This is a genomic window from Clostridium sp., from assembly GCF_040797585.1.
Classification (GTDB): Bacteria; Bacillota; Clostridia; order Clostridiales; family Clostridiaceae; genus Clostridium_Z.
Genome location: NZ_JBFNEO010000067.1, coordinates 1 through 13,046 on the forward strand (window position 1 = coordinate 1; position 13,046 = coordinate 13,046).

General features: G+C 32.6%; 12 protein-coding genes and 1 pseudogene. All 13 read right to left on the reverse strand.

Features of this window, described 5'->3' with window-relative positions; translation table 11 throughout:
- Window positions 1-81: 81 nt before the first annotated feature.
- Window positions 82-412 (reverse strand): annotated as a pseudogene (locus tag AB2369_RS06220) (MerR family transcriptional regulator); the annotation flags it as partial.
- Window positions 413-491: 79 nt separating this feature from the next.
- Window positions 492-1,625, reverse strand: coding sequence for a betaine/proline/choline family ABC transporter ATP-binding protein (locus AB2369_RS06225; RefSeq protein ID WP_367665613.1), 1,134 nt, complete (start codon window positions 1,623-1,625; stop codon window positions 492-494).
- Between the two features lie 467 nt (window positions 1,626-2,092).
- A complete protein-coding gene (locus AB2369_RS06230; RefSeq protein WP_367665614.1) occupies window positions 2,093-2,623 on the reverse strand; it encodes a 2-oxoacid:acceptor oxidoreductase family protein in 531 nt (176 codons plus the stop codon).
- Window position 2,624: 1 nt separating this feature from the next.
- The gene (locus AB2369_RS06235; protein WP_367665615.1) at window positions 2,625-3,374 is read right to left on the reverse strand and encodes a thiamine pyrophosphate-dependent enzyme; all 750 of its coding nucleotides are present in this window, start codon (window positions 3,372-3,374) and stop codon (window positions 2,625-2,627) included.
- Window positions 3,374-4,444: a 3-methyl-2-oxobutanoate dehydrogenase subunit VorB gene (locus AB2369_RS06240; protein ID WP_367665616.1), complete on the reverse strand. Its 1,071-nt coding sequence runs from the start codon at window positions 4,442-4,444 to the stop codon at window positions 3,374-3,376. Before AB2369_RS06240 ends, AB2369_RS06235 begins: the two co-directional genes overlap by 1 nt.
- Before the next feature lie 20 nt (window positions 4,445-4,464).
- Complete coding sequence (locus AB2369_RS06245) at window positions 4,465-4,674, reverse strand: 4Fe-4S dicluster domain-containing protein (protein WP_367665617.1); 210 nt, start codon at window positions 4,672-4,674, stop codon at window positions 4,465-4,467.
- A 106-nt stretch (window positions 4,675-4,780) separates the two neighbouring features.
- On the reverse strand, window positions 4,781-5,446 hold the full coding sequence (locus AB2369_RS06250) for an ATP-binding protein (protein WP_367665618.1): 666 nt from the start codon (window positions 5,444-5,446) through the stop codon (window positions 4,781-4,783).
- Window positions 5,447-5,849: 403 nt separating this feature from the next.
- Window positions 5,850-6,920, reverse strand: coding sequence for a butyrate kinase (gene buk, locus AB2369_RS06255; protein WP_367665619.1), 1,071 nt, complete (start codon window positions 6,918-6,920; stop codon window positions 5,850-5,852).
- A 24-nt stretch (window positions 6,921-6,944) separates the two neighbouring features.
- The gene (gene ptb / locus AB2369_RS06260) at window positions 6,945-7,850 is read right to left on the reverse strand and encodes a phosphate butyryltransferase (protein ID WP_367665620.1); all 906 of its coding nucleotides are present in this window, start codon (window positions 7,848-7,850) and stop codon (window positions 6,945-6,947) included.
- Window positions 7,851-7,853: 3 nt separating this feature from the next.
- Window positions 7,854-8,933 (reverse strand): butyrate kinase, encoded by a 1,080-nt coding sequence (gene buk, locus AB2369_RS06265; protein WP_367665621.1) that lies wholly within the window; start codon window positions 8,931-8,933, stop codon window positions 7,854-7,856.
- 130 nt (window positions 8,934-9,063) lie between these two features.
- Entirely contained in the window at window positions 9,064-10,677 is a 1,614-nt protein-coding gene (locus tag AB2369_RS06270; RefSeq protein ID WP_367665622.1) for an NAD(P)/FAD-dependent oxidoreductase, read from the reverse strand.
- 14 nt (window positions 10,678-10,691) lie between these two features.
- Window positions 10,692-11,930: a YbbR-like domain-containing protein gene (locus AB2369_RS06275; protein WP_367665623.1), complete on the reverse strand. Its 1,239-nt coding sequence runs from the start codon at window positions 11,928-11,930 to the stop codon at window positions 10,692-10,694.
- A complete protein-coding gene (gene cdaA, locus AB2369_RS06280) occupies window positions 11,897-12,751 on the reverse strand; it encodes a diadenylate cyclase CdaA (protein WP_367665624.1) in 855 nt (284 codons plus the stop codon). The genes AB2369_RS06275 and cdaA overlap by 34 nt, the downstream gene beginning before the upstream one ends.
- Window positions 12,752-13,046 lie beyond the last annotated feature (295 nt).

The window sequence follows — 13,046 nt, forward strand, 5'->3', positions numbered from 1 at the left end:
ATATAATCTAACTTTATTCCCCAGTATCATTCTCTAGCAACTCCTTAATCATCTTCTTTGTTTTATTAGCTCTTTGCCTTACACTTTACAACTAAAAACTGTAACAATTTGAATTAAATCCTCAACTAGCTCCTGTTCTTCTTTCTTTTCAGTATTGTCTATAATTTCAATAGTAATACCATTTGTCTTTCAGTTTACCTGAGCTAACTATACAATATCCAATTACTTTTTTAGTTTTAGCTTCAATACCTTTAATACCTAAAAAATGATTAAGTTGTTCTTGTGAATAATATCTTGTACCACCATCTGTTATATAACTTGGTTTCAAACTTCCGTTTTTATCCCAATTCCTCAAAGTTTGAATTGACTTACCTATTTTTTGTGCGAATTTTCCTATTGAGTAATATTTCATAACTTACCACCTCAATAAGATTGTATAGCCATATATATGAAAAATAAACATGTTTATATATATTTTTCATATATTTTTATTAACTATTATCACCCTCCTCTTCATCCATATACTTCTCACTCATAACAGAAATCACGCTACTTCTTGTAACTAATCCTTTTAATTTTTTATCTGAATCTACAACTGGTACATATCCTATATTGTTATTATTCATAGTCTTTAAAATATCCACAATACTTGAATCTTCATCCACAGTTATAAGATCTTTTTCCATTATGTCTTCTATAGTAGAATTATTATTTCCCTTCCTTCTTATGGCTTTTATTGTAACTATGCCTTTTAATACATTTTCCTTATCTACTACCATAAGGCTATCTACCTTATTGTTTCTCATTATTTCAATACTTTGAAGAACATTTCTTCTTCCATTGGTAGTTACAGGATTTCCAATCATAACATCCTTTACTTTTATGTATTCTGGATTATTCCATATCCTATCCTTACCTATAAAATTCTCCACAAATTCATCTTTCGGATTTCTCAATATATTTTCTGGAGTATCGTATTGAGCTATCCTTCCTTTGTTCATTATGCATATCTTATCTGCAAGTTTTATGGCCTCATCCATGTCATGAGTTACAAATACGATGGTCTTTTTAACTTCCTGTTGAAGGTTAAATAACTCTTCTTGAAGTGAATTTCTTGTGATTGGATCTAATGCACTAAAGGGTTCATCCATAAGTATTATGTCAGGGTCTATAGCAAGTGCCCTAGCAAAACCCACCCTCTGTTGCTGTCCTCCACTAAGTTCTCTTGGATACCTATACATATATTTTTCTGGTTCTAATCCAACCAAGGTTAATAACTCTCTTACTTTTTCCTCTATCTTATTCTCTTCTGTCTTAATTAATTTTAGTATAATTCCTATGTTCTCCTTTATAGTCATGTGAGGAAATATCCCTGTTTGCTGTATTACATATCCTATTTTTCTTCTAAGTTTTACAGAGTCAATATTTGAAATATTTTCTCCATTTATTTCTATACTTCCACTAGTTGGAGTTATAAGCTTGTTTATCATTTTAAGTGTGGTGGTTTTACCACAACCACTAGGACCTATAAACACTACAAACTCTCCATCATTTATTGTTAAATTAAATTTCTCTATAATAGTATTCTTATTATAGGATTTTTCTATATTATTAAAAACTATCATCCTGTATCCTCCTTATCCTATAGGGTCTTAATATAAACTCTTAACTTATTCATTAAAGATTCCATTGATTTATCTTATTTTATGTATAAGTTAAATTTAAATCTAAAGATCCTATATATAAATATGAATCCTCTTCTATCTAAAAAATTTAAACTCTTATAACAAATCATAATAATCTTTCTATATTATGCTCATATAAATAAATCATCACTGCAATCTGACAACTTTATTGTATCACATAGGTTGTCTAATTAAAAATTTTCTATACTTATAGTATTTAGCTAAATATTAAAATTTATTAACATTTAATTGGATATTATGAATAAAACCATCTATGTAAAGGTTTTAATGGTGATAGTTTTTAAAATAATCTTAAAATCATACTTTTTTCTTTGTAAATATGTTTAAAAAATATTAAAAAAATAACTGGCTAACTTAAAAGTTAACCAGTTATTTTTATTCTTATATTATTTAACGTAGGATGCTCCAACTTCTAAAGCTTTCTTATTTAATTCAAAAAACTTTTCTTTTCCGTGAGCTCTAAGAGATCCTAATAATACATCCATTTCAACTATCTTAGTTTTAGCAACCACTGCACCTAAAAGTACCATATTAGCTATTTTAGTAGATCCAAGCTTTGCAGCCTCTGTCTGAGCTGGTATCTTTATAACTTCTATATCATCTCTTTTTGCATCTCTTGTTACTAAATCACAATCCATTATTAATAGTCCATCTTTCTTTATAGAATCCTCAAACTTATCTAAGGAAGGTCTATTCATAACTATTAATGAATCTGGAGATATAACTATTGGGGAACCTACTGACTCATCAGTTAATATAACTGAACAGTTAGCAGTACCTCCTCTCATTTCTGGACCATAAGATGGTAACCAAGAAACACTTAAGTTATCATCCATTCCAGCATAAGCTAGGAATTTAGCCATGGAAAGTATACCTTGTCCTCCAAAACCTGCAAATAACATTTCTTGAGTTGCCATATTATTTCACCTCCCCAGTTGTATCTTTTTTAACTCCTAGTGGGTAGAAAGGAATCATATTTTCTCTTAACCATTGCAGAGACTCTTCTATATTTAATCCCCAGTTAGTTGGGCATATAGATAATACCTCAACCATAGAAAATCCTTTTCCTGCTATAGCATTTTCAAAAGCCTTTTTTATAGCCTTTTTAGTCTTCATTACATTTGGAACCTTATCAACAGATACTCTCTCTACATAACAAGCTCCATCTAATGTAGCTATCATTTCTGATACTCTCATTGGATGCCCTTGTACTTGTATATCTCTTCCAAAAGGAGATGTTTCTGTTACTTGTCCTGGTAATGTTGTAGGTGACATTTGTCCACCTGTCATACCATATATACAGTTATTTACGAATATAGTAACTATATTTTCTCCTCTTGTTGCTGCGTGAACTATTTCAGAAGTACCAATAGCCGCTAGGTCTCCGTCTCCTTGATAAGTAAATACTACCTTATCTGGATTAGATCTTTTTATTCCAGTAGCAACAGCTGGTGCTCTACCATGAGCTGCTTGGAACATGTCAAATGCAAAATAATCATATGCAAGAACTGAGCATCCAACTGGAGCAACTCCTATAGCTTTATCTAAAACATTTAACTCTTCTAAAACCTCTCCAACTAATCTGTGGATTATACCATGAGTACATCCTGGACAGTAGTGGGTTGGCCTATCTACTAGAGCTTTAGTTGGTTCAAATACTATAGCCATTACTTAGCACCTCCTACTATTTCCTTAGCTTTAGCTAATATTTCAGCTGGTGTTGGAACCATTCCACCTGTTCTTCCGTAGAAATCAACAGGTTTTCTTCCATTTGATGCAAGTCTTACATCCTCAACCATTTGTCCACAACTCATCTCTACTGATAAGTAACCATATTTAGTGTTGTCCACAGTTTTATCAAAGGCTTCTTGTGGGAATGGCCATATAGTTATAGGTCTTATTAAACCTAGTTTTATTCCTTCTTTAGCTGCAAGCTTTATAACGTTGTTACATATTCTTGATGTTGTTCCGTAAGCAACCATTATAAGATCACATTCTTCTTCACAATTAAATGATTCATATCTAACTTCATTTTTCTTTATTTCATTATACTTAGCTTGAAGCTTATTATTATGGTTTTCTAATGCTTCTGGTTGTAAGAATAAAGAGTTTATTACATTATGCTCTTTTCTTTCCCCTAACCCATTAGCAGCCCAAGTTTTTTCTGGAAGCTTTTTAGCTTCTCTTTCCTTAAACTCAACTGGCTCCATCATTTGTCCAAGCATTCCATCTCCCATAACCATTACAGGAGTTCTATATATATCTGCCACATCAAAGGCATCTTGGATTATATCAACCATTTCTTGTATTGATGCTGGTGCATATACAGGCATATTAAAATCACCATGTGCTCCACCCTTAGTTGCTTGGAAATAGTCAGACTGTGCTGGTTGTATTCCTCCAAGTCCTGGGCCTCCTCTAACTATGTTTATTATAACACATGGAAGCTCAGCTCCTGCTATATAAGAAATTCCCTCTGCCTTTAAGCTTATTCCTGGTGATGAAGATGATGTCATACATCTAACTCCTGTACCAGCTGCTCCATAAACCATATTTATAGCTGCTACTTCACTTTCAGCTTGAAGAAAAACTCTACCTATTTGAGGCATTCTCTTTGATAAATATGCTGAAACTTCAGTTTGCGGTGTTATTGGATATCCGAAGAAACTTTGGCAACCAGCTTTTACAGCTGCTTCACCTATGGCTTCGGTTCCTTTCATTAAAACCTTTTCTCCCATTATAAATCCCCCTCCTAAGATTATTTCTCAACTGTTATAACTAAGTCTGGACACATTCTTCCACAAGATGCACAACCTATACAATCTTTCATCTTGTCTTCTGTAACTGTTGCTGGATGATAACCTTTTTCATTTAATCTATCCGCAAAAGTAATTATCTTCTTTGGACATGCTATAACACATTGTCCACATCCTTTACATCTTTCTTCTCTAAAGGTAACTTTTGCCATAATACACACACCCTCCTTTAAACGATTACAAGAAACGTTGTTAAACTTTTATATTTAGCATAATTATTTATTTAATTTAACAGAAGTTAACTCCTGTTAAAATTTGTTATCTCCAAGGTGGCCTCATATAAATCTCTATACCAAATACATCTTCTCCATGAACCTTCCCCTTGATTTCATCTACCATATCATTTCTACAAACTGTATACTTATAAGGAATATTAAGTTTTTTAGATAATTCTAAAACCTCTTTATCCCCTTTTAATACATTATCTATGGTAGTTTCATAGGATAAGTTAGTATTTGATATAAAATGAGTAATCTTAAGTCTTGAGGCTCTTTCTATAGATTCTATATATTCTTCTACCCCATTTTTATCTGAGGTGAATGGTCTTGTAGTATTAACAACAAAGAACATATCATAAGGCTCTTCCTTGAAAAATTTATTATATTGTCCAAGAACTACTGCTCCCATGTCATCTCCACCAATGTCTATTATAACTTCATGAGATTTATCATTAAAAGCTGACATTACCTCTGGTGGTACCACCATAAGTTCTGCATTAGACCAATGGGGATTTGCTGCTATAACCTTTACCCCCTGAGCTTCTAATTCTTCCTTTAACTCTCTAACACAAAAATAAGGATTAACTATATCAATATCTACAAGAGTTACTTTTTTACCCTGCTTTGCAAGACTTAAAGCATAATTTATAGATATTTCGGTTTTTCCACTTCCAAAGTGCCCTGTAAAAACCTTTATTCTACTCATAAGTACTCCTTTCAAGGAAAATGTAATCCTTTTTTATTAATTTATACTCTAATTATATATTATATGCCCCTTACTTTAAAAGACAAAAAGTCATATTTTTTATTATAGTAATTTAACTTTTTAAAAATGCTTAGGCTGAATTTTTAGTAAACTGAAAATTTATTTGAGACTAACTTTCAATTGACGACATTTTTTGATATTAATATAGTTTTGAAACTGAATAATTTGAATTAACTGTAATTATCTCTTTCTTTTACCCCACCTAAAAATATATCAGTATATTCTATTAAGCTTAAAAGTAACTTTTTATATATTTTAAACTAATTAATATCATCATATGCTACATTAATAGAAATATTAAAAAAACAGTAAAATCATAAGACTTTACTGTTTTTTATAACTATTATTTATATTCCTTAGCTTTTTCTTCCTTATTCAGAACTCTCAAAGCTCCTTCTGCTAAAGCTAGTAATTCATCTTCCCCTGGATAAATCACTACTTTACCCATAAAGCTAACTCTTTCCTCTATATATTTTACCATTTCCTTAGAGTAAGCTATTCCTCCAGTAAGGATTATAGCATCTATCTCCCCTTTAAGTACTGCTGCACACTTACCTATTTCTTTAGCAGTTTGGTATCCCATAGCCTCGAATATAAGTTCGCACTGCTTATCTCCTTCACTTGCTCTATCCCCTACTTCTTTTGCGTTGTTAGTATTTAAGTAAGCAACAAAGCCTCCTTTTCCTGTGATTCTCTTCTTTATCTCATCTTCAGTGTATTTTCCACTAAAGCAAAGCTTAACTAAATCTCCTGCTGGTAATCCACCTGATCTTTCTGGTGAAAATGGCCCTTCTCCATCTAGGGCATTGTTAACATCAACAATTCTTCCATTTCTATGAGCTCCAACAGAAACTCCTCCACCCATATGAGCAACTATAACATTTATATCTTCATACTTCTTATTAATTTCCTTTGCATATCTCTTAGCTACAGCTTTTTGGTTTAGCGCATGGAATATGCTTTTTCTCTCTATTTCTGGCATACCAGATATTCTAGCAACTTCATCCATTTCGTCCACAACTACAGGGTCAACTATATAAGATGGTATGTTAAGTTCCTTAGCTATTTCACTAGATATTACTCCCCCTATATTAGATGCATGTTGTCCTTGGACCCCAACTCTTAAATCTTCAAGCATTACATCATTTACTTCGTAAGTTCCACCTTCAATAGACTTTAAGAGTCCTCCTCTACCTACAACAGCACTTAATTCCTTTATATCAAAGTTCTTTTCCTTTAGAACATTTAATATAACTTCTTTTCTAAAGGATAATTGATCAAATATAGTATCATATTTTTCAATTTCCTCACTAGAATGTCTCAAAGTTTCCACTAGTATTGGATTTTCATCTTCATAAACACCTATCTTAGTAGATGTTGAACCTGGGTTTATTATAAGTAATTTAAAGCTCATGTTTTAAGTCCCCCTATATTAAAATTATTTGCAAGAAGCTACAAGGGCAGCTAATGCAATTGAGTTAACCTTTGTTTCGAAGCTATCAGCTCTTGATGTAACTATAACTGGAGCCTTTGTTCCAACTAAAAGTCCACCATTTTTAGAATCACTTGTATATGTTAAAGTCTTATACATTACGTTAGCTGCATCTATATTAGGAAGAACCATTATGTCTGCCTTTCCAGCTACTGGTCCTGATATTTTTTTATGAGCTGCTGCTTCCTCTGATAAAGCGTTATCAAGAGCTAAAGGACCATCAATTATACATCCTTTTATTTGGCCTCTCTCATTCATCTTAGATAACATAGCTGCATCTAAAGTAGATGGCATATCAGGATTTACAACCTCAACAGCACATATTGGTGCTACCTTTGGACACTCAATTCCTACAGCCTTTGCAACTGCTACTGAGTTATTTACTATATCTATTTTAGCCTTTAGGTCTGGATACATATTAAAAGCAGCATCTGTCATGAAAATTAGTCTATCTATATTTGGTATTTCAAAAACCCCAACATGAGACATAAGCTTTCCAGCTCTTAAACCTATTTCTTTGTTTAAGACTGCTCTTAAAAAGTTTGCTGTATCTATTAATCCCTTCATAACCATATCAGCCTTTCCAGTAGATACAAGTTCCACTGCCTTTAAAGCTGCTTTTGGACCATTTTCTTCATGGATTATTTCATAACCACTTAAGTCCATTCCTATTTCCTTAGCTATTTTCTTGATTTCGTTTTCATCACCTACAAGTATAGCTTCAGCTATTCCATCCTTTTTACATTGCATTAAAGCTTGCAGTACTGGCTCGTCCTGTGCCACTGCTACTGCAACTTTCTTAATATCAAGAGACTTTACCTTTTTTAACACTTCCTCAAAGCTTTTAACCATTTGTTACACCTCTTCTTCATAAATTTTAGCCTTTTCTTCCCCACATACACATCTTAGTGCACCTTCTGCAAGAGCCAACATTTCATCTTCCCCTGGAACTATCTCTACTGGTGCTATGAAATTAACACTTTCTGATATCCATGAAGTAAGCTTTTTGTTATATGCAAGCCCTCCTGTTAATATTATAGCATCTATTTTACCAAATAAAACAGTGGACATGGCCCCAATTTCCTTTGATATTTGATAAGCCATAGCTTTCAATATGAGCTCAGCTTTTTTATCACCAGCATTTATCATCTCATCTACTTTTCTACCATCATTAGTTCCTAAATACCCTACAAATCCTGATTCACCAACCATTTTCTTTTTAATCTCACCTTGAGTATATTTTCCACTAAAACATAGCTTGACTATATCTCCTGCTGGAAGTCCTCCTGCTCTTTCTGGTGAGAAGGGTCCATCTTCATTAGCATTATTTGCATCTATCATTCTACTATTTTCAACAGGTACTACAGATATTCCTCCTCCTAAATGTGCAACCACATAGGAAGAATTATAGAAGTCCTTATCTAACTTCTTTGAAACCCTTCTTGTAACTGCCTTTATATTAAGAGCATGACCTAAAGATCTTCTTGGAATTTCCGGTATTCCTGATATTCTTGCCACATCATAAAATTCATCAACTGCCACTGGATCTACTATAAAGGATGGAATATTTAACTCCTTAGCTATATTATAGGCAATTATTCCTCCTAAGTTTGAGGCATGCTGTCCTTGATATCCTATTTTTAAATCCTCTAATAACTTTTCTGTAACTTTAAAAGTCCCTCCTGGCATAGGTCTTAGAAGTCCTCCTCTTCCTACTACCGCTACTAACTCTTCTTTTTTTATGTGGTGGCTACTTAACCAATCTAATATAACCTTGGTTCTCATGTCCTTTTGATCATATATAGTTTCATAAGTCTTTATTTCTTCTGGGCTATGAGATAAGTTTTCCACATCAATACACTGTTCATCTTTAAAAAGTGCTATTTTTGTGGAAGTTGATCCTGGATTAATGACTAAAATATAATTACTTTTCATATCCTTAAAATCCCCCCAAATTAATTATATATAAAGTATTAGCTCTTCAGTTATCTGAAAAGCTAATATCTATGAATACTCTATTATATTTTATCAAATGTTTTAATGAAAACGATTATTTTCAGAAAAATTATTCTATTGGTTTAAATTCTTGCATTATTCTTTCTGCAACCTTCATCCCATCAACTGCTGCTGATACGATTCCTCCAGCAAAACCTGCCCCTTCACCGCTAGGATAAAGACCTTTTACTGAAATACTTTGAAGCATATCGTTTCTCTCTATTCTAACTGGAGCTGAAGTCCTTGTTTCAATTCCCGTCATTACTCCATGGGAAGTTGCAAAACCTTTTATCTTTCTTTCAAAATCCATGAAACCTTCCTTTAAGCCCTCTATAACATAAGAAGGTAGACATTGTCTCATATCCTTAAATTCATATCCTGGCCTATAGGTTGGCTCAACATCTCCTAAAGACTTCGTAACTTCATCTTTCATAAAATCTTTTATAAGCTGTACAGGAGCTTTATAATCTCCTCCGCCTGCCTTATAAGCTAAAGACTCATAATATCTTTGAAACTCCATTCCTCTTAATGGACTATCTCCTTGAAAATCATTAGGCGATACGCTAACTACAATAGCAGAGTTAGCATTTTTAAGATCTCTTTTATAATAACTCATACCATTAGTTACAAGTCTTTCATCCTCTGAAGCTGCACCTACAACCTCTCCTCCTGGACACATACAAAAACTATATATGGACCTTTGAAGTTTCTTACTTGTGTGTACAAGTCTGTAATCTGATGCCTTAAGCCTAGGATGATTTTTCAGTATTCCATATTGATTTTCATCCATCATATCCTGAAGATGCTCTACCCTAACCCCTATAGCAAAAGGCTTAGCCTCCATGTTAACTCCATTTCTATAAAGCATCTCATAGGTATCCCTTGAACTATGACCTATAGCTAAAACTAAAGACTCACAAGGAATTTCCTCTCCATTTACCATTATAGAAGTTATTTTACCATTAGTAACTTTTATATCTTCAAGCTTTGAGCTAAAGAGCACTTGTCCACCAAGTCTTATTATTTCTTCCCTTATATTCTTAACTACACCTTTTAATATGTCCGTTCCTATATGAGGTTTTCCACTATATATTATCTCTTTTGGTGCTCCTGCATTAACTAGCTCCTTTAGTATATACTCACATCTTCTATCCTTTATTCTTGTTGTAAGTTTACCATCTGAGAATGTTCCTGCCCCACCTTCTCCAAATTGAACATTTGATTCTTTATTTAACTTACCTGTTTTCCAAAACTCCTCAACAGACTTACTTCTTTCATCTACGGTCTCTCCTCTTTCTATAACTAAAGGTTTATATCCATTTCTAGCTAATAAAAGGGCTGAGAATATACCTGCTGGTCCAAATCCAATAACCACTGGCCTTGAATTTAACTTTTTCTGTCCAAAGACTATACTGTCTTCTACTAAATTTTCTTCAAGCTTTAAATCATTATCTTTTACTCTTTTTAAAATCTTACCCTCATTTAAACATTCTACCTCTACACAATAATTGAATCTTATTGCATTTTTACGCCTAGCATCTAAGGACTCTTTAAGAATTCTCACTTCTTTAACATCACTTTGTGAAACTCTAAGTTTTTTATAGAGTTTTTTATAAAGATATCCAATGTCCTGTTGTATATCCTCTTCTATATCTAATACAATGTTGTTTACTCTTAAGGTCATTAATGCTCCTCCACTTACTTTTTACTTATTGTTACTTTTATCTTATCTGGATTAATACTAGTTATTTTTATACCTTCTTTAACCGTAATTTTTACAGGGACTTCTTGTTCTCCCTCTACACTGCTGGTTAAATCTATTTCTGCTAAAACTTCATTTTCTTTAATACTATTAATATCTTCTGGCTTCCCTTCTAAAGTAACTGTTACTTTATCATTACTTAAGGTAGCCTTTAATTCATCTTTTAATCCTTTAATAGTGACAGGCACTGCCACCTCTTTTTTAATATTTTCCTTTGGTGGTTCTTCCTCATTCACATTTTCCACTGTTACCTTTACATTTACTTTATCCCCACCATTTAATATTTTTATTCCACTTGGTACCTTAAGTCTAGTAACTACTTCCTTACTATCAGTTATAGTAGATAAATCTATGGGCTCTGTATCAATAGATGATATATTTTTAAGTTCTGAATCATCTCCTGTTATCTCTATCTTACTTGGGGTAGCCTCTAAGGATTTTAAATTTAATTTATCACTTAAATTACCCTTGGTTTTAACATTTATATCTATAACCTTACTTTTTCTAACAGGTATCATTACATTTACAGTTGATGGATTTATAACTACCTCTGACACAGTTTTTCCAGCTTCATTTACAGCAGTAAGAGGCAGTGTAAGTTCTACATCATTATTCACATTGATTTCCTCACCTTTTGCAACTAGCTCATTTACTGTATTTACATATTGAGCTGGCCCCGAAACTGTAGCACTACTTGGACTAGCCACAGGATTTGACGCATAATATCCTGATTTTGTTTTTGTTCCAACATCCACCCTTATAGGTACACTCTTTTCCGTGAGCTCATCTAAATTAATCTTTATGCTAAGTGTTTCTGGTTTAATAATATATATATTACTAGGCGCTTCTTCTATCTTAACTGGAATATTATTTTCTCCTTTTTTTAATGCGTAAGAACCTAAATCAACGGATAGTTTAAATTGATCTGGTTTCACACGGTATACATCACTAGCTGCTCCTTCAATAGATACGTTAATTTTTAACTTCTGTGATGGAAGCATAGCAAGCTTATACTGGGAGAGTATATCAGCATTTACAATTTCCACCGGTACATCATTTATTCTCTTATTTATAGTAGGGTTCTCCACATTAGATACATATAACCATAACCCAAAAGAAAATATAAGGCAGGCTATTTTTATTAGGAGGTCTTGTTTTTTCGCTTTATTATCCACTTTTTCACCCTCTCCCCTGCAGTAAGATCTCTAAGGTCCTTTCTATTTTTCATGAGCTTTAGAAGTTCAAACTTTAGTTCATCCCTGGAAAAATTCCTCTCAAGCCTTCCATTTACTGCAAGAGATATTGTTCCTGTTTCTTCTGAGACTATTATAACTAAAGCATCCGAGGTCTCTGAAACTCCCATTGCTGCTCTATGTCTTGTACCTAGCTTCTTACTTATTGTATTATTACTAGTCAAAGGTAGAACACAACCTGAAGAAATTATTCTATCATTTCTTATTATAGTAGCTCCATCATGAAGTGGAGTGTTCACAACAAAGATATTTTCAAGTAGTGCAGAGCTAACTATAGCGTCCACATTTGTTCCTGTTGCTATTACCTCTCCAAGTCCTGTATTTTGTTCTATTACAAGTAAAGCTCCTGTTTTGCTTTGTGACAAGCTATCTACAGCTATAACTATTTCACTTATAACTTTTTCTATAACTTCTTCATTATCTAAAATATGTCTATCAAAAAAAGTGCTTCTTCCTAAGTGTTCTAAAGCCCTTCTTATTTCTGGTTGGAATATAATTACGATGGATAGCACCCCTATTGTTATTGTTTTATTTAATATGGTATAAACAACCCTAAGCTCTAAAAGATAACTTATAGGAATAAGTGCAAGTATAAATAATATTCCCTTTAGAAGTTGCTCTGCTCTTGTTTCTCTGATTAACATATAACCTTTATAAAAAATATAAGCTACCACTAAAATATCCAGTACTGATGCTATAGAGATATTTTTTATGGTATTGAAAATCACTTCCCAAATCTCCACTTTCCGTCACCTCTCTATCCTATATATATATAATTATACACTAACTCATTATACTTTAGTATAAATTTACCCTTCCATTATTTTAAAAAATTGTTTAATAAATTAGTCATTTTCTGCATTTATCCTAAATATATTTAAATTAAACCCTGATTGTTAACATAAAGATAAAAATATTGGTAGGTGGTGGTAGTATGAAAAAATTATATTTAAATGTTTTTTTAAGTTTTTATTGGTGGATTTTTTTGTTTTGATCTTTAGTGTATAAAGATTGTTTTCCCTGCACATTATCTATATC

Excerpts from the sequence above, each read along its gene's own strand:
- AB2369_RS06225 (WP_367665613.1), bottom strand. The coding sequence starts at position 1,625 with ATGATAGTTTTTAATAATATAGAAAAATCCTATAATAAGAATACTATT.
- AB2369_RS06230 (WP_367665614.1), bottom strand. The coding sequence starts at position 2,623 with ATGGCAACTCAAGAAATGTTATTTGCAGGTTTTGGAGGACAAGGTATA.
- AB2369_RS06235 (WP_367665615.1), bottom strand. The coding sequence starts at position 3,374 with ATGGCTATAGTATTTGAACCAACTAAAGCTCTAGTAGATAGGCCAACC.
- AB2369_RS06240 (WP_367665616.1), bottom strand. The coding sequence starts at position 4,444 with ATGGGAGAAAAGGTTTTAATGAAAGGAACCGAAGCCATAGGTGAAGCA.
- AB2369_RS06245 (WP_367665617.1), bottom strand. The coding sequence starts at position 4,674 with ATGGCAAAAGTTACCTTTAGAGAAGAAAGATGTAAAGGATGTGGACAA.
- AB2369_RS06250 (WP_367665618.1), bottom strand. The coding sequence starts at position 5,446 with ATGAGTAGAATAAAGGTTTTTACAGGGCACTTTGGAAGTGGAAAAACC.
- buk (WP_367665619.1), bottom strand. The coding sequence starts at position 6,920 with ATGAGCTTTAAATTACTTATAATAAACCCAGGTTCAACATCTACTAAG.
- ptb (WP_367665620.1), bottom strand. The coding sequence starts at position 7,850 with ATGGTTAAAAGCTTTGAGGAAGTGTTAAAAAAGGTAAAGTCTCTTGAT.
- buk (WP_367665621.1), bottom strand. The coding sequence starts at position 8,933 with ATGAAAAGTAATTATATTTTAGTCATTAATCCAGGATCAACTTCCACA.
- AB2369_RS06270 (WP_367665622.1), bottom strand. The coding sequence starts at position 10,677 with ATGACCTTAAGAGTAAACAACATTGTATTAGATATAGAAGAGGATATA.